Annotated in this window: 16 protein-coding genes; 6 read left to right on the top strand and 10 right to left on the bottom strand. The window is 65.3% G+C overall.

Annotated features, from left to right (window positions below; translation table 11 throughout):
- Positions 1-13 precede the first annotated feature (13 nt).
- From AC1DDG_RS18570 to AC1DDG_RS18560, 3 genes are read left to right on the top strand one after another with little or no spacing between them, the layout of a single operon-like run.
- Positions 14-1,369 (top strand): acetyl-CoA C-acetyltransferase, encoded by a 1,356-nt coding sequence (locus AC1DDG_RS18570; protein WP_476877227.1) that lies wholly within the window; start codon positions 14-16, stop codon positions 1,367-1,369.
- 9 nt (positions 1,370-1,378) lie between these two features.
- A complete protein-coding gene (locus AC1DDG_RS18565; RefSeq protein ID WP_476877226.1) occupies positions 1,379-2,716 on the top strand; it encodes a 3-oxoacyl-ACP reductase in 1,338 nt (445 codons plus the stop codon).
- Positions 2,713-3,624 (top strand): MaoC family dehydratase, encoded by a 912-nt coding sequence (locus AC1DDG_RS18560; protein WP_476877225.1) that lies wholly within the window; start codon positions 2,713-2,715, stop codon positions 3,622-3,624. The genes AC1DDG_RS18565 and AC1DDG_RS18560 overlap by 4 nt, the downstream gene beginning before the upstream one ends.
- Before the next feature lie 10 nt (positions 3,625-3,634).
- On the opposite strand, the gene AC1DDG_RS18555 is transcribed toward AC1DDG_RS18560, so the two are convergent.
- From AC1DDG_RS18555 to AC1DDG_RS18540, 4 genes are all read right to left on the bottom strand, one after another.
- A complete protein-coding gene (locus AC1DDG_RS18555) occupies positions 3,635-4,753 on the bottom strand; it encodes an FUSC family protein (protein ID WP_476877224.1) in 1,119 nt (372 codons plus the stop codon).
- 90 nt (positions 4,754-4,843) lie between these two features.
- Positions 4,844-5,905, bottom strand: coding sequence for a glutathione S-transferase family protein (locus AC1DDG_RS18550; RefSeq protein ID WP_476877223.1), 1,062 nt, complete (start codon positions 5,903-5,905; stop codon positions 4,844-4,846).
- 9 nt (positions 5,906-5,914) lie between these two features.
- Positions 5,915-6,679 (bottom strand): M50 family metallopeptidase, encoded by a 765-nt coding sequence (locus tag AC1DDG_RS18545; protein WP_476877222.1) that lies wholly within the window; start codon positions 6,677-6,679, stop codon positions 5,915-5,917.
- Positions 6,680-6,728: 49 nt separating this feature from the next.
- The gene (locus AC1DDG_RS18540) at positions 6,729-7,454 is read right to left on the bottom strand and encodes a polysaccharide deacetylase family protein (RefSeq protein WP_476877221.1); all 726 of its coding nucleotides are present in this window, start codon (positions 7,452-7,454) and stop codon (positions 6,729-6,731) included.
- Positions 7,455-7,790: 336 nt separating this feature from the next.
- On the opposite strand from AC1DDG_RS18540, the gene AC1DDG_RS18535 reads away from it, so the two are divergent.
- Entirely contained in the window at positions 7,791-8,255 is a 465-nt protein-coding gene (locus AC1DDG_RS18535; protein WP_476877220.1) for a GatB/YqeY domain-containing protein, read from the top strand.
- A 100-nt stretch (positions 8,256-8,355) separates the two neighbouring features.
- On the top strand, positions 8,356-8,553 hold the full coding sequence (locus AC1DDG_RS18530) for a hypothetical protein (protein ID WP_230119512.1): 198 nt from the start codon (positions 8,356-8,358) through the stop codon (positions 8,551-8,553).
- A 150-nt stretch (positions 8,554-8,703) separates the two neighbouring features.
- Here AC1DDG_RS18530 and AC1DDG_RS18525 read toward each other — a convergent pair whose 3' ends face one another.
- The 5 genes from AC1DDG_RS18525 to AC1DDG_RS18505 form a co-directional block, all read right to left on the bottom strand.
- Positions 8,704-9,543: a phosphatase PAP2 family protein gene (locus tag AC1DDG_RS18525; protein WP_476877219.1), complete on the bottom strand. Its 840-nt coding sequence runs from the start codon at positions 9,541-9,543 to the stop codon at positions 8,704-8,706.
- Positions 9,544-9,704: 161 nt separating this feature from the next.
- The gene (locus tag AC1DDG_RS18520; RefSeq protein WP_476877218.1) at positions 9,705-10,262 is read right to left on the bottom strand and encodes a copper oxidase; all 558 of its coding nucleotides are present in this window, start codon (positions 10,260-10,262) and stop codon (positions 9,705-9,707) included.
- Positions 10,235-12,052 carry a multicopper oxidase domain-containing protein gene (locus AC1DDG_RS18515; RefSeq protein ID WP_476877217.1) on the bottom strand — a complete coding sequence of 606 codons (1,818 nt, stop codon included), beginning with the start codon at positions 12,050-12,052 and terminating at the stop codon, positions 10,235-10,237. Before AC1DDG_RS18515 ends, AC1DDG_RS18520 begins: the two co-directional genes overlap by 28 nt.
- Positions 12,049-12,378: a hypothetical protein gene (locus AC1DDG_RS18510; protein ID WP_476877216.1), complete on the bottom strand. Its 330-nt coding sequence runs from the start codon at positions 12,376-12,378 to the stop codon at positions 12,049-12,051. The genes AC1DDG_RS18515 and AC1DDG_RS18510 overlap by 4 nt, the downstream gene beginning before the upstream one ends.
- 500 nt (positions 12,379-12,878) lie before the next feature.
- Complete coding sequence (locus tag AC1DDG_RS18505) at positions 12,879-13,130, bottom strand: hypothetical protein (RefSeq protein ID WP_476877215.1); 252 nt, start codon at positions 13,128-13,130, stop codon at positions 12,879-12,881.
- Positions 13,131-13,618: 488 nt separating this feature from the next.
- Between AC1DDG_RS18505 and AC1DDG_RS18500 the strand changes: the two genes are divergently transcribed.
- Entirely contained in the window at positions 13,619-14,080 is a 462-nt protein-coding gene (locus AC1DDG_RS18500) for an Hsp20/alpha crystallin family protein (protein ID WP_476877214.1), read from the top strand.
- A 189-nt stretch (positions 14,081-14,269) separates the two neighbouring features.
- Here AC1DDG_RS18500 and AC1DDG_RS18495 read toward each other — a convergent pair.
- The coding region (locus AC1DDG_RS18495; RefSeq protein WP_476877213.1) for a penicillin-binding transpeptidase domain-containing protein at positions 14,270-15,412 on the bottom strand (1,143 nt) is incomplete at its 5' end.

Below are 15,412 nucleotides of genomic sequence, written 5' to 3'. Positions count from 1 at the left end.
AAGGAGACAGATCATGTCCGTCGATGGACAGTCACTAACCGGACCAGAAGAAGCCACCCTTCGTGGGGCACAGGCTCTCCGAAAGGCTGTGGTGGTCGGCGGCAACAGGATCCCGTTTGCACGGACCGGCGGAGCCTACACGAAGTCCTCCAACCAGGACATGCTCACCGCGGCGCTGGACGGACTGATCGCCCGCTTCGGGCTGCAGGACGAGCGGATCGGCGAAGTCGCCGCCGGTGCCGTGCTGAAGCACTCACGTGATTTCAACCTCACCCGAGAGGCTGTCCTGGGCTCCGCCCTGTCGGCCGAAACTCCCGCGTACGATCTCCAGCAGGCCTGCGCCACCGGTTTGGAAACTGTGCTGGGCCTCGCCAACAAAATCAGGCTCGGGCAGATCCAGTCGGCCATCGCCGGCGGCGTCGACTCAGCGTCCGATGCCCCGATCGCCGTCAGTGAGGGCCTCCGCGAAGTCCTGCTGGACCTCAACCGTGCGAAGACGCTGCCGCAGCGCCTGCAGATCCTCGCCCGCCTCCGGCCCAAGGACCTCGCCCCCGATGCGCCCAACACGGGCGAGCCCCGGACGGGCCTGTCCATGGGGGAGCACCAGGCCTTGACCACAGCCCAGTGGAAGATCACTCGCCAGGCCCAGGACGAGCTGGCCTACAACAGCCACCGCAACCTCGCAGCCGCTTATGAGTCCGGATTCTTCGATGACCTCCTCACGCCCTACCGCGGGCTCAGCAGGGATTCCAACCTCAGGGCAGACACCACCCTCGAGAAGCTTGCATCCCTGAAGCCGGTCTTCGGCCGGAACCTGGGCTCGGCGGCCACGATGACGGCAGGCAACTCCACTCCGCTGACGGACGGCGCCTCCACTGTGCTGCTTGCCTCGGAAGAGTGGGCGGACCAGCACGGTCTGCCCAAGCTCGCCACAGTCCTTGACGGCGAGGCCGCCGCCGTGGACTTCGTGCACGGAAAGGACGGTCTGCTCATGGCTCCCGCCTTCGCTGTGCCTCGGCTGCTGGCGCGCAATGGCCTGACACTGGATGACATCGACTTTTTCGAAATCCACGAGGCTTTTGCCGGGACCGTGCTGAGCACGCTGGCTGCCTGGGAAGACGAGGAATTCGGGCGCACCCGGCTCGGGCTGGACGGAGCATTCGGCAAGGTGGACCGTGCCAGGCTCAACGTCAACGGATCATCACTGGCAGCGGGACACCCGTTTGCCGCGACTGGCGGCCGGATTGTTGCGTCACTCGCCAAGATGCTGCACGACAAGGGGACGGTGGACGGGCGTCCGGCGCTCGGACTCATCTCTGTCTGCGCCGCCGGTGGCCAGGGCGTCGTGGCACTTCTGGAAGCACACTAGGGATATCTCATGACTGACACTTACACGCGGCTGGTCAGCAAGGGGCTGGGCCGGGACGTCGCCAAGAAGCTCGGACTCCCGCAGCCTGCCGTGCTGCGGCGCTACGAGCCCGGCCAGCCCCTCATCAGCGGACCGGTCCTGGTCGAAGGTTCCAGCCCGGGGGCAGACGCGCTCGCGGCACAGCTCCTTGAGTGGGACCTGGACGTCCGCCGGCACGCCGTTCCCAAGGAAAGGCTCGGCGCGATCGTGCTGGTTCTGGACGATCTGGAGTCACCGGCCGACCTCGAACAGCCGGTTCTGACGGCAGCCCCTTCGCTGCGCGACCTGGCTCCGAACGGACGCGTGGTCACTGTTTCGCGCGCTCCCGACGGAGCCACACCCGCCGCCGCCGCAGTCCGGCAGGGCGTCGACGGGCTGCTGCGCTCACTGGCCAAGGAACTGCGCGCCGGCGCCACGGGCAACGGTATTGTCCTCGCCGAGGATGTCAGCGCCACGTCGCCTGCGGCGCTCGGAGCGCTCAGCTTCTTTCTCTCGGGCCGGTCCGCCTTTGTGGACGGCCAGTTCGTGCGGATCGGCTCAACAGCGGGAAGGCTGCCTGCCGACGCTGACAAACCGCTCGCCGGAAAAGTCGCCGTGGTTACCGGGGCCGCCCGCGGCATCGGCGCGGCCATTGCGCGGACGCTGCACCGTGACGGTGCCGCGGTGGTGGTGGTCGATATTCCGGCCGCAGGTGACCATCTGGCCGACGTTGCCAACGAAGTCCGGGGCACAGCGCTGCAGCTCGACGTCAGCCGGGACGATGCCGGCCAGCGGATCATTGACCATGCCGTCGGACGCCACGGGCACCTGGACGTCGTGGTCCACAACGCGGGCATCACCCGGGATAAGCTGCTCGTCAACATGGATCACGGGCGCTGGAGCTCCGTGATCGGCGTGAACATTGCCGCCCAGCTGCGGATCAATGAGGAGCTGCTGGCTTCCGAGCATTTCCGCTCGGCTCCCAGGATCGTGTCAGTCGCGTCAACCAGCGGCATCGCCGGCAACCGAGGCCAAACCAACTACGCAGCCTCCAAGGGAGGCGTGATCGGCATGGTCCGCGCCACGGCGCCGCTGCTCGCGGAGCGTGGCGGCTCGATCAATGCCGTGGCCCCCGGGTTCATCGAAACGGAGATGACGGCCCGCATCCCGTTCGCCACACGCGAGGTTGCGAGGCGGCTCAATTCACTGCAGCAGGGCGGTCGTCCGGAGGACGTGGCCGAGGCCATTGCCTTTCTCGCCAGCGACGCCGCAGGAGGCATTTCCGGAGAGGTACTGAGGGTTTGCGGACAAAACCTGGTGGGTGCATGAACACCGGCCAGCCCATCATCCTGGGCGAGATGCCGTCCCTTTCGAAACTCTATGTGAACGCGGCCGCGGCGGCGGCCCGGCGACGGATCCTTGGCTCCCCAGCGGGTGCGGGGCTGCCTTCGGTGGGCCACGAAGTTCGGGGAGTGCAGGCCGACGTCGGAAACCTCACCGCCTATCAACACCTGATCGGTGAAACCGCCAGCGACGTGCTGCCAGCCGGGTTCATTCACGCGCTGGCGTTCCCCGTGTCCATGAGCGTCATGAACCGCGACGACTTTCCCCTGCCGCTGCTGGGAATGATCCATCTCCGTAATGTTGTTGAGCAGCGCAGCCCCGTTCGGTTCACCGAGCCGCTGGACGTTACTGCCCGGGCGGAAGCACTCCGGGCGCACAGGTCTGGAACGCAGTTGGACATAGTTACCGAGGTCCGGGTGTCCGGCGACGACACCGTGCGCTGGCGGGGCGTTTCCACGTACCTGGCGAAGGGAGTATTCCTTCCCGGCATCGACAAAGCGTCCGCCGCCGAGCGGCCGGGGAACTTCAAAGCCCCGGATCCCACCGCCGTCTGGCAACTGGGCGTGGATGCAGGGCGGGCGTACGCCGCAGTGTCAGGGGATTTCAACCCCATCCACCTCAGCGTCCTGTCCGCCAAGGCCCTGGGCATGCGGCGGTCGATTGCGCACGGGATGTACCTGGCCTCGCGGGCTCTGGCTGATGTCGGTGCAGCCAAGGGCGACTCATTCCGTTGGGACGTCACGTTTGAAGCACCGGTATTCCTTCCGGCGCCAGTCGGCCTGGACATCAGCACCGTCCAGACGGAGGCTGCGGCCTGGCTGCGATCGGACTACGTGGCCTGGAACCCGCGTTCGGGCCGGAAGCATTTCAGCGGTTCAGTGGCGGCGCTGTAGCTCGGTCTGCCTACTGGCAGTCCGCGCGGGCGACCCGCAGTATCCGGTGCAGGCTCAGCAAAATGGATTCCGCGGCGCTGGGGGCGTCGGCGTCGACGTCGTCGGAGGCAATCCGCCTTTCCAGGGAATCGACCGCAGCGTGTGCGGCAGTTATCAGCTCTGCTTGCCGGCCGGCGTCGTCCTCCTCCGCTGAGCGGAGCACTTCCCCGACGGCGGCCAGGGCTTTGGCGAGGGGCTCGCTGTACGGCAGGGGGATGGTGAAGGGCATGTCCTTGTTCCAGATGACGTCGGCAAGCACCTCGGTCATGTCCTGGATATGGAACGTGATGCGCTCCAAGTCACGGACGTTGCGGTAGTCAAGGTCCACGTCACGCGGATGGAAACGGCGGCGCGGATTGGCTTCCCTGCTAGCGTCCGCCTTTTGGACGGCGGCGCGGACTGATCTGGCGGACCTGGCCAGCTCTTCGGACCGCTGCGACCAGGCTTCGTGCTCCGGCGGCCATTTTTCGTGCATCGCCGCCCCCATGTCCGACAACTGACGGGCCAGGGCAAGCCGCAACTCGGCCAGGCTCAGGGCGGCAGCATTGAAGTGGAGGGGCGGGAAAACGAGCAGGTTTACGACGACGCCCACGGCAACACCGACGCCCATTTGGAGCAGGTAGCCGAACGAAAAGTCGTCCGGGTTCCGTCCACCCACCAGCAGGACCAGGAGAGCCGCCGTCGGAATCCAGTCCCGGCCGGCCCCAAGGCGGGGGAGTCCGGCCAGCAGGACGCCAAATGCCATCACGACGCCAACGCTCAGCGGCGTGGCGCCCAGGCTGATCAGGACGAAAGCGAGTCCGATCCCGGCCGCCAGGCCGACGAGGGTCTGAAGTCCTTGTCGCATGGAACCGGCAACATTTTCATACATGGCCACCAGCGCGCCCAGCGGAGCGTAGTACGGGTAATGGGCCGCGGAGCCCGGCATCAACGGTGCGATCAGAAATGCTATGCCGGCGGCCAGGCCCGCTTTGGCAGACAGCTGCAACCGCGGTGCCGCCAGGGCCCGGGTCACGCTGGCTGACGTGAGCCGCCAAACTCTACGCGGAAGAGGCTCTTGGGCCGGGGTGTCCTGCTTCGTGGTGGTCATCGGGCCCCACACTAGGGTGGCGAACGGAGTGCGACAAGTGGACTAACCCCTCAGCGTCCTCGCGGGGGGCTGCGGACACGACGGAATCTGTCAGCGGACTCCGTTCCCTGCGGCCACTTCTTCCCCTGCCCTGACGGGCCCTGGCGGAGTGCCCTCGCTGAAAGGACTTCCGCCCAAGGACTCGCGTCCGTGCGGAGTCAGCCACCCGGAAAGGTCCGGCCCCGCCGGGACGACGCCGGTGGGATTGATGTCCTCGTGGACGATGTAGTAGTGCTGCTTGATCTGCACGAAGTCGATGGTGTCGCCGAAGCCCGGAGTTTGGAACAGGTCCCTGGCATATGCCCAGAGGACCGGCATCTCGCTGAGTTTGTTCCGGTTGCACTTGAAATGCCCGTGGTAGACGGCGTCGAACCTGACAAGTGTCGTGAAGAGCCGGACGTCGGCTTCGGTAATGGAATCGCCCACGAGGTACCGCTGCGCTGCCAGCCGTTCCTCAAGCCAGTCGAGAGCCGTCCACAGGCGGCTGTAGGCGGCGTCGTATGCGTCTTGGGAGCCGGCGAAACCGCACCGGTACACGCCGTTGTTGACTTCGGTGAACACCCGCTTGTTGACGCGGTCGATTTCCTCGCGGAGGTGCTCCGGGTACAGCTGTGGAGCTCCGGGGCGGTGGCACTCGGTCCATTCGGTGGAGAAGTCCAGGGTGATCTGGGGATAGTTGTTTGTCACCACGGCTCCGCTCGCGATGTCCACCATCGCCGGAACCGTGATGCCGCGCGGGTAGTCCGGAAAACGCCGGAAGTAGGCCTCCTGCAGGCGTTCAATGCCGAGCACAGGGTCTTTCCCATCCGGATCCAGGTCGAAGGTCCAGGACCGGGCATCGTGGGTGGGGCCGGGCTGGCCGAGGGAGATGGCGTCTTCAAGGCCCAGCAGGCGGCGGACGATGACCGTCCGGTTTGCCCAGGGGCAGGCGCGTGCGGCGATCAGCCGGTAGCGGCCCGGTTCCACAGGCCAGCCGGGCTCCCCATTGGGCCCGGCTGCGCCGGTTTTCGTGATCCGGTCCTCGATGTAGCTGGTGTCCCGGTTGAATTCTCCGCCCGTGACATACGCGCCCTTTGTGCTGTGTTCTTTGACGGTGCTGGACTCCTGGTTCATCACTCCAGACTATGTGGCCGCTGCAAGGATGTGCGACATCGGCTGCCAGGCCACCACCCACGATGCGGCCACGACCAGGGAGAAGAGGACTATCCAGACTCCTGATGGAACAGCTGTCGCCCGGTAGAGGATGTACGCGTCCGACGTCGGCAGCTGATCCCGGCGGCGGAGGTGCACGTTGGTGAGTTTGGCCAGGTCCCGTACGGCGGCCACGAGCAGCGCGAGCCCCAGGATGATAGCCACATGCCCGGTGAAGGCGGCCGGCACAGCGAGAACGAGGGCGGCTGCGGCGAAGACCGCGGCGAGAAGAATGAACACGCCGGCTAGGTTGCGGATGAACATCAGGGACGCCAGCAGCACCAGCAGCCCGGCGGACATCGCGGCCGGGCCCCAGCCGTTGAAGCCAGACCATACCAGCGCGGCACCGGTGACGCCCGGGACGGGATAACCCCAAAAGCCGGACCAGACGGCGGCGAAGCGCCCGCGCGTGTAGGAGGTGGTGGTGCCGGAATGATTCAGCCGCAATTTGATCCCGGCCAGCCGCTGGCCGCTGGTGAGCGCCGCAAAGGCGTGGCCCAGTTCGTGGGTCACTGTTGCGAAAAGCCCGAAGTACCGCCAGGTGGCGCGCGGGACCGAAAGAACGACGGCGACCAGGACGACGGCGAGCAGCTCGGTCACGCTCACCGCAGGAATGTCGGACCTCGCGAAGCCGGCGACAATGCGGTCCCACCATTGCTCGGGCATGGGCAGGGCTGGTGCAGCTAAGTGATCCATAGGGTTCAAGGCTACCGCCGGAAGCCGTGGCCGGCCGTTGGATGCGGGGTTAGACGAGATTGAGCCAGCCGGGCTTGAGGCCTGCGGCCTTCAGGACGGGCAGGGCGCGTGCGACTCCCGCCGCGGTACCGCCCTGCGCCTGGTTGGCGTGGGCAATAATGATGTCTCCGGGTTTGGCTGCGGCGACTTCGCCGTAGACGACCGGCGCCGGGTACGTTGCACCGCCGTCGCCGTTGATGCTGAACGAGACGGGGATCAGTCCCAATCTCCTGACGATGGCAACCGAGACGTCGTCGAGGTAAGCGGTGCCGGGTCGGAAGTAGCGGGTGGGCGCGCCAGTAAGCCGGCGGAGCGCCTGCTGGTTCACCATGACCTCGTCGTAAACCTCAGCAGGGCTTGCGGTGCCCCTGATTCCGTAGGCGCTCCGGCCAGTCACTGACAGGGGGACATGTCTGGTGCCGTGATTCCCGATCTCGAACAGGGGATTGCCCGCCAAGGACCTGGCGAGCTTCGGGTGGGCCTGGATCCAGCGGAAATTAAGAAAGAAGGTGGCACGTGTCCCCGTCCGGCGCAGGGTGTCGATGAGTTCCTGGTCCACGCCGTTTCCTCCGGGGCCGCCGCAGCAGTCGAAAGTCAGCGCGATCCCGCGGCTGCCTGCGGAGAGTTTGTTGACGGTTCCGGGCGCTTCCAGGCCCCACTGCCGCGGAATGCGGCCTTTGAAGGCGGCGACGATGCTGTCCTTGCCGGGCGGGGTGGGTGCGTGCGTGCGCGTCATCTGGGGGACTGCGACAGGAGTGGTTGAGGCGGGAATCCGCGGAGGTGGCGCTGTGTTAGTTCCGCTCCCGCCGCCCGGGTCGGCATCCGTGCACCCGCTAAGTGCCGCGGCAACCGTGGCGAAGGTAAAAAGCCGCCTGCTCATTACATGATCCGGACGCTTTTCGCCTTGCCGTTCCATCCGTGCTTTCCTTCCGGTGCGGGTCCCCATGCCCCAAACCTTCACCACCCTAACGGGACTTTGCGTCTTTGCCGGTGACGGCACGCGCGTCCTTAAAGGTGCACGATTGAATTACTAGCCGCCCACCACGAATCGCTACAGCACGATGAGGAAATCATGACCACACTGAAGGAACGCCTGCACGCTGACGTTATCGTCCACATGAAGGACCGCAACAAGGTCGCGCTCACCACCGTGAGAAACGTCTTGGGCGAGATCGACACGCGGGAAAAGTCCGGCAAGACTCCGATCGAGCTGCAGGACGATCAGGTCATGGCCCTGCTGCAAAAGGAAGCCGCCAAGCGCCGGGATACTGCCCTCATCTACACCGAGGCGGGTGAAAATGACCGCGCCGCTGCGGAAATCGCAGAAGCCGAGGTCATCGAGACATATCTGCCGCAGCCACTGGGCGCAGACGAGGTGGAGGCAATAGTCGACGAGGCCATCGAAGCGTTGAAGGCCGACGGTGTTGAGCTGTCAATGCGACAGATGGGCGCCGTGATGAAGCCTGTGACCGCCAAGGTCGCCGGACGATTCGACGGCAAGGCGGTAAGTGAGATCGTCCGCGCGCGCCTGGCATAAGTGCAAGCATCAGGCCTAAGCACTGAGGCATCGACACAGGGTCGACTCGCCATCAGATTGGGAGGACGATGGAAGTACACCCACTGTAAGGAGGCCGGTGATGTGCTATTCATCGTGCGAGGGATGGCAGTACTACAAGAAGGATCACGCCCGGGAAGCTGAAGGGCGCCGGGAGACGAGCCCAGACGAGGCACCTGAGCCTCAGGTCCAGGCAGAGGAATCCAAGATGTGGGCCTATCTCGCCAAGCTGGAGCAAAGCGCAGTTGAGCAGCCTGACCGCGTCAGCGAAGGAGTCTAGGCACTGCAGTTCGGAGGGCCCCGCGGTGCGGGGCCTTCCACTTTTTGGGAGAGCAAGCGGCGTTTAACGCCCAAGTAGTAGTCCTGCGCCGCGATCACGCCGCCGGGGAAACGTGGTCATGTCCGACACGCCGCGATTCCGCCACGAAGCCTACGGGACGGCGGCGGACGCGACACCCAACCGGTGTGTCCGGGCAGTCAGGTACAGGCGGTGGGCGGTAATTACCATCGCGAGCCACGCCGCCCCGAGAGACCACGCGGCCAACACGTCGGTCAGCCAGTGGTGTCCGAGGTAGACGCGGCTTAGCCCCATGGTTGCGGCGAAGAGTGCCGCGAGGATGACGGTCAGTGTCCGCGCGCGCTGGGACCTCAGCCGGAGGACTATCAGGTAGGCGACGATGCCGGCGATGACGACCGAGTTCAGCGAATGGCCGCTTGGGAAGGATGCGGAGTACTCGTAGGGCGGGACGGCGTCGACCAGCGGTGGGCGGGTTCGGCCGATGAGCTGCTTGCCCGCGATGGTCATCAGCAGAGAACCGGCGCCGCCCGTAACGATGAGAATGACAGGGGTCCAGGATCGGCGCCGCAGTGCCAGTACAACCATGACAGTCAGGGCGAGAGCCGGCATGCCGACCGTGCCGCCGATGTCGGTGTATGCCGTGGCAAGGACGTCCACAGCGGGGGAACGGACCGTCTTGGCGGTGTCCAGAACCGGATGGTCCAACCCCGCTACGCCGTCGGCCGCGACCACCGATTCGTACACCTGGGCGAAGACCGCAGATAGGGAAACGGCGATCGTCGCCCCGACAATGAGTGTGACTATAAGCGCGGCGTGGGGACCTAGTAGGCGGCTGATCCGTTGAACCGCGCCGGCCAGGATCCGGCCGAAGCGGGTGCTCCACCGGGTGAGGTCCTGGTCGCCAACGAAACGGTCTTGGCGGACCTCCCCCTCCACGCCGCTGTTGAGGATTTCGTTGCCTTTCACCGTCATGATCGTTTCCTTAGGTCGCAGCCACCATCGTCAGTTAGTAAGCAACCTTATCGCTTAGCTCTCGCCGACGTAGAGCTTCGGCAGGACAACGGAATCGGGCGTGCAAAATGCTCCCATGGAAGCATTGCGGATACGGTCCGCAATTCACAACGGCAAGCAGATCACGCCGCTGTCACCGCGACGGTTCTGGTTGCGAGCGTCTTGCCGGTGATCCAGTGCAGGAACTGGACGGAGATGGTGTACTTTCCGGCAGTGGGAGGGCGGAGCAGAAAGTCGAATTTCTCGGCTGCCCCGGATTTGATGATGTTGGTCAGTAGGGGTTGGCCTGCCGCTGAGGGGTGGACGGCCGGCCCGGTGGGGTTGGGGCTGTTCCAGAAGGGCCGGCCGTCATGGGCGATCAGTTCCGCGATCTTCACGGGGCGGCCCGCGGAGTCGGTAAACGTGGTGCGGGTGGGGAAGTAATCCACGTTGATCATCCGTACCAGGGTGGGATGCTTGTTGCCCCGGACCACGTTGGCGCGCATGGCGGAGACAGCCCCGACGACATCATCACCCACCGGCCTGTGGGCCACTGCCCCGCCAAGGAGGAAGAAGTGCCTGGGCTCGAAGCGGTTCAAGCCCACATCTTCGCCGGAGAGACCGGCCGCGTGGTTGAGCGTGTGCCACCGCGGATCGAGGGAGTAGGGCCCGATCACGGTCTCGGTGGCGATGTCATACAAGGGCCCGTTGACCGAATGGCGGCGGGTCCGGCGGGCCAGGGGGACGGGGCGCTGTGCCGGGGATCGACGATGACCGCACCGAACATGCCCATCTGGACGTGCAGGGGCGTGTTGACGTGGCAGTGGTAGAAGTAGGTTCCTGAGGCCCCGCGGTTGCGGTTGCCGGGCACGCCCACGTCCGGCCGCCACTGATAGGTGTAGTGACCGCTGACTTCGAAGGAGGTGTGGCCCACGCCGTCGTTGCGGGGGTCGGGTTCGATGCCGTGCCAGTGGATGGTGTGGACCCTTTTGCTGGGTTTGACCGTGCCGTGGAAGATCTGCCCCTCGGTCAGCCGAAGCGTCGAGCCCGGCAACTGCCGCCCCAATTTGTCGGCCTCAAAGCTCCACACTTCGTGCTCGGAGCCGTCGGGGAAGGTCATTTTCCGGTTGAAGAAGTCGAACTCCATGGCGACGTCCGGCGGCAGGGGATGTTCCGTTTCCGGGCTCCCCTCGTGGGGCTGGTTCGAGGCGAAGTCGACCTGGCTGCGGAACAGCTGGTGGGGGTCTGCGGCCGTGGGCGGCGTCCCTTGCGCCGGTGTGGGTGTCGCGGCCAGCACCCAGTCGGCAACCAGCCCGCCAGGGTAGAGCCCGCCGGCGGCAGTCTGGGACGGTTCCGCGTGGCAGTGCATCGGATATTTCCAGTCTTGGTCGCGTGCGTTCCAGACGGCGTCCACCACTTCCGGCGGGCGGCGGACGGGAAGCATTGCTTCCTTCCGCTCCAGCGGCTGGAGCTGGATGGTGTCCTCCCACTGCTGGAGGACGACGTCACCTACCGCGGCGACATGGCCGTTGGAGCGGGGGAAGTCGGTACCGTTGGCGCGCAGAGTCCAGACGTGGTTGCCGTGGTAATGCAGCTGGTGGTCTGCGATTCCTGCGTTGACCATTCTCATCAGTTGCCCGGTGCGGATGGCGCCGGCAGCGGGGGAGGCGCTGAAATTCCGCACGTCGGTTTCGCGGGGAAACCCCGACGCGAGGGTGTCCTGATCGCGCCGTTCGTTCAGTTCCCTGTCCGTGCTGACCGCCAGCGCCTGGAACCCCGAATAGTCGTTGATGGTGAAGTACCGCGGGACGGCCGGAGTGGTCACCGGGTTGACGGTTTTTCCTTGTGAGGCAATCCGCGCCCAGTTCGAGTCGACGTCGTGGCAATACCACAGCCACTGGCGCTCGAACTCGGCCCCGCCGGGGGCGAGCCGCCAGGCGTTCCGCGGATCGATCACCACCAGTCCGCCGTAGAGGCCCAGGGGCCTCTCGACGGGTTCGTTGCCCGGGTCCGTGAACAGATAGGTTCCAGGTGCAGGTGCCGCAAACTGGAGCAGCTTCGCTGCCCCGGGGGCAACCGGTCCTGAGCTGACGTCCGCACCTGCCTTGCCGGCGCGGTGGAACCGGAGTTCGTGGGGCTGGGCGAGGTTGTTGTGCAGGAGGATCCGGATGGTGCTGCCCGTCTCTGCGATCAGGGTCCGGTCCGGGAAATAGCTGGCCCAGTACCCCCTCCGCGCCAGGTACTCTCCGCTGTTTGCCGTATCGGGCCGCAGCGGCTGCGGCCGGCCGTGCGGCGGTATTGGGGCGCTCAGCGGATAGGTCCTGCTGGCCACAATCTGGCCGCCGGCGGTGAACACCCGAGGCGTCATGATCAGTGCGGGCTTCGGGTCCGTGACCGCGGTGCGCCGCTCGCCGAAGCCGCGGTGGTAGACCAGCGCGCCGTCCACCATGGGGATGAAGCCCTCGTTGATGTGGATGTCCAGGGTGCTCATGACCTGGCCCCGTTCACGGTCAGCGCTGGCAATGCAAGCTGTACGACTTGGTCCTTTTGCTCATCTGAAAACTCGAGTTCAAGGTCCGTGAGGTCGTGGGGCGCCAGGTAGCTGATCAGGACGCGCTCCTTGCTGTTTGCCCTGAGAACGCCCGGGGAACGGTCCGAATCCTGCGGAGTGATTGTTGTATGGGCGGGCATCAGTCTGAGGCGCAGTTGCCCGGGGCTGAAGAGCAATGGTTCCGGCCCAGTGTTATGCAGTTCGACGTCGAGGACGACCACATCGCCCCAGGTGAGGTTATCGGCTGGGGCAATCCCTGGGTCCACGGCTGCCGGCTGCCGTGCCCATGGCCATCGACCTCAGCCGCAGCCCCGGCGGGCTGAAGCGGCTGGTCGCCCGTTCGCGGTGCCAGGCCGCTGAGCAGGGAGGCCGTCGCCGCAAGGCTCGGTGCGGTCCGGCCTTCAGCGTCCAAGCGGGAAAAGCGTCCGGCCCGCAGGACCGACACCGTCCCGAAGGCTGTGGCCGCGATGGTTTCGGCGCTCCGCTCACCGCGCCCCACCAGGCCGTATGTTCCTCCGGCCACCAGCACCATCGCGCCGCCGCCGACTATCCAGCCAAACTGGCGCCGGCTCAATGCCCGGTCAAAATATGTCCTCGAACCAGTATCCATGACCGCCCCAATGCGTTCGTAGTATCCACTCATCGTGGGGGTCGAAACCTACGAAAACCTTGGACTTCCGGTGGGACATCCCATGATGGGCGCGGCATACGGTTCGTTGCACAGGCCGGACCGGGGGCAGAGCACCCGAGGGTCGGCGCGAAGGGGTTACCGGCGTGCGAGTTCCCCAACGCCCTTCCCATGTCCGTGCAGCTTCTGGACCGACCTCCTAAACACTGTGGATGCGCCTTTGAACAGCCAGAGCGTCGTGATCTTTAGGAGGACGGTTACGAGCTGGATGGCCCCGCCTACGAGCAGGAGCAGGGTGACGGTGAGGACGGCGGGCAGGAGCATGAAGGAAACTGCCGTCATTGTGCCGAGATATGCGAGGGCATAGCCGACGATGGTGGTCTGGTCCACTGGGATCCTCTGAACGGCCGGATCGGCTCCGGCGCCTGCTGCGGAGTCCCCTTGCAGCTGTGGGTGATGCGGGCCCGGTCGTCGTTGACGGGGACGCGATGCACGGGACTGGTGCTCCGCATGGTTGCCTGTTGTTGCGAGGGTCTTTCAACTTGGCGCCGGCTGTTTGCGGACATATGGTCCCAGGTGGTTAGCCGTGGAAAACTGATGGTGATCCCGACTGCCCCCTTTTTCCGATCTTCGGCGGGGTGACGCTGCTGCACCTGCCGATGTGGATTTTTTTATAGCACCGCCAGAATGAGTACGCAAGAGTCTGCCCGGGCAGACGTTTCAGGCGAGGGGACTGCAAGGCGGTGCAGGGCGGCGGAGGCCTCCGAGATGCCCGGAAGGCTGTCCTTTGCCACCGGCAAGGCGTACCTTTTTCTCACCGACAACACCGGTCCCGGGCCGGTCGCCTACCCCTCCGGCCGGAAAATGAGGAGGACAAGATGGAGAACTTTCTCCGGCGGGGCGGACTCGAAGTTCCCGAGCCCCTGCGCCGGTTACTGCAAGGCGACGCTGATCTCTGGCTTCGGGTAGAGGAATTCCAGGAGGGATCCACGCTGGTCGTCAGAACCGATGCACCCGGAGTCGATCCAGAAAAAGACGTCGACATCACTGTCTCCGATGACACCCTGCACATTGACGTGCGGCGGGAGGAAAACAAAGGCTATAAGGACAAGACGGGCTATCGCAGCGAAGTCCGCTACGGCGACCACTCCCGCAGCATCTCCCTGCCCCGCGGTGTGAGCCAGGACGGCATCCTCGCCACGTACACCGACGGGGTCATCGAAATCCGTATCCAGCTTCCTGAACAGTTCCCAACCCCGGGCCCGAAGGTGCACGTCTCCCGCCCCGGAAGCCAAGGCCCCCACCAGTCTCCGGAGGCACCGGAGAACTACGTCACCTGACCCGGAACGCTTCGTGCATAGGGTGCCCGAGCACTGGCGCCGCCGGTTGCCTGGAACCGCGGGCCAGTGTCCCGGATCCGCCTATTTAGGAGATTTCCATTGACCGCCCTGACGTCGCATCGCCGCTGAGTGTCGCCTCGGTTCGTCGCCCCGGACGTCATTCCCCTGCGGCACCCGGTCGGGGGTTTCCTAGGGTGCGGGTTTGCCGATGATGGACGCAGGCGGCTTGGGGAAGGCCGCCGCCGGGTACATTTTGGCCACTTTGAGCATGTAATTGGCCCATTGGGGTCCGGCGATCATGTAGCCGTCGATGCGGCTGAAGAACTTTCCGTTGATGGTGAGGTTCCTGCCGGGCCGCTGCTGGCCTTCGAGGGTGTCGCCGAAGAAGGACGCTGTGGCCAGCCCGGTGGTGTAACCGACTACCCAGGTGGCGCCGTTGCTGTTGTTCGTTCCTGTCTTGGCCGCGACGGGGACCCGGCTTTGGACTTTGGGATTGATGTAGATGCCGGAACCCTTCCTGAGTACGTCCTGGAGTGCCGCATTCACGCCGCGGGCCACGTTCGGCTCTACAGCGTCACGGCAGCTGGGAGCTTGGGCCGGAAGTGCTTTTCCGGCGAGGTCCGCCACCCGGAGAATGGCGATGGGCTCGCAGTAGCGGCCGTCGGCGGCGAAGGTGGCAAAGGCATTGGCCATGTGCAGCGGTGCCACGCCGGTGCCGCCCAGCACATTTCCGAGCTGGTGCATGTTCACCGTGGTGCCGTCCAGGCCGCTGTGGATGCCCACGGCTTTGACCATGTTCTGGATTCCGCAAATATCCAGCTGCGCCACTTCAGCAAATGTCGCGGTGTTGATGGAGTTGTAGAGGCCGTAGTTGGCCGGCATTTTGCGATAGTACCCCTCTGAGGCGTTTTGAAGGTCGTCGGCGGCTTCCACGCCGGCCCTTCGCTGCTTGGTGCTGTAGCCGCCTACGACCTTGCCGCAGGAAGACCGCCAGCGGAATCCCAGCGGGTACTCCCGCTTCGAGGCGTCCACCGTCTCCGTCATGGTCCTGCCTTCGTGCAGCCATTCGGCGAAGGTGAACGGCTTCATGGTGGATCCCGGCTGGAAGCCGCCTGCGCCGTTGAGGTCGTTGCCGTTGGCGTCCTTGGAATCCACGTTGAAGTTCAGCTGGGTATCGAACTTTCCGCGCTGGGGAAGGAACACCGTATTCTGCGCCATGGCGAGGATCTTGCCGGTTCCCGGCTGGACGGAGACCAGGGACGAGCCCCATTTGGCCGGATTGGCCCCGGCCGTCGAGTCCACCTGTGCCTGCGCGGCCGCCTGCAGCCTGCT

Source organism: Arthrobacter sp. 10L430 (genome assembly GCF_056395245.1).
Note: the sequence above shows the minus strand (reverse complement) of the source record. Positions and strands in the feature narration are given on the sequence as shown.

Bases quoted from the DNA above. Each gene is read 5' to 3' on its own strand.
- AC1DDG_RS18570 (WP_476877227.1), top strand. From the start codon at position 14: ATGTCCGTCGATGGACAGTCACTAACCGGACCAGAAGAAGCCACCCTT.
- AC1DDG_RS18565 (WP_476877226.1), top strand. From the start codon at position 1,379: ATGACTGACACTTACACGCGGCTGGTCAGCAAGGGGCTGGGCCGGGAC.
- AC1DDG_RS18560 (WP_476877225.1), top strand. From the start codon at position 2,713: ATGAACACCGGCCAGCCCATCATCCTGGGCGAGATGCCGTCCCTTTCG.
- AC1DDG_RS18555 (WP_476877224.1), bottom strand. From the start codon at position 4,753: ATGACCACCACGAAGCAGGACACCCCGGCCCAAGAGCCTCTTCCGCGT.
- AC1DDG_RS18550 (WP_476877223.1), bottom strand. From the start codon at position 5,905: ATGAACCAGGAGTCCAGCACCGTCAAAGAACACAGCACAAAGGGCGCG.
- AC1DDG_RS18545 (WP_476877222.1), bottom strand. From the start codon at position 6,679: ATGGATCACTTAGCTGCACCAGCCCTGCCCATGCCCGAGCAATGGTGG.
- AC1DDG_RS18540 (WP_476877221.1), bottom strand. From the start codon at position 7,454: ATGACGCGCACGCACGCACCCACCCCGCCCGGCAAGGACAGCATCGTC.
- AC1DDG_RS18535 (WP_476877220.1), top strand. From the start codon at position 7,791: ATGACCACACTGAAGGAACGCCTGCACGCTGACGTTATCGTCCACATG.
- AC1DDG_RS18530 (WP_230119512.1), top strand. From the start codon at position 8,356: ATGTGCTATTCATCGTGCGAGGGATGGCAGTACTACAAGAAGGATCAC.
- AC1DDG_RS18525 (WP_476877219.1), bottom strand. From the start codon at position 9,543: ATGACGGTGAAAGGCAACGAAATCCTCAACAGCGGCGTGGAGGGGGAG.
- AC1DDG_RS18515 (WP_476877217.1), bottom strand. From the start codon at position 12,052: ATGAGCACCCTGGACATCCACATCAACGAGGGCTTCATCCCCATGGTG.
- AC1DDG_RS18500 (WP_476877214.1), top strand. From the start codon at position 13,619: ATGGAGAACTTTCTCCGGCGGGGCGGACTCGAAGTTCCCGAGCCCCTG.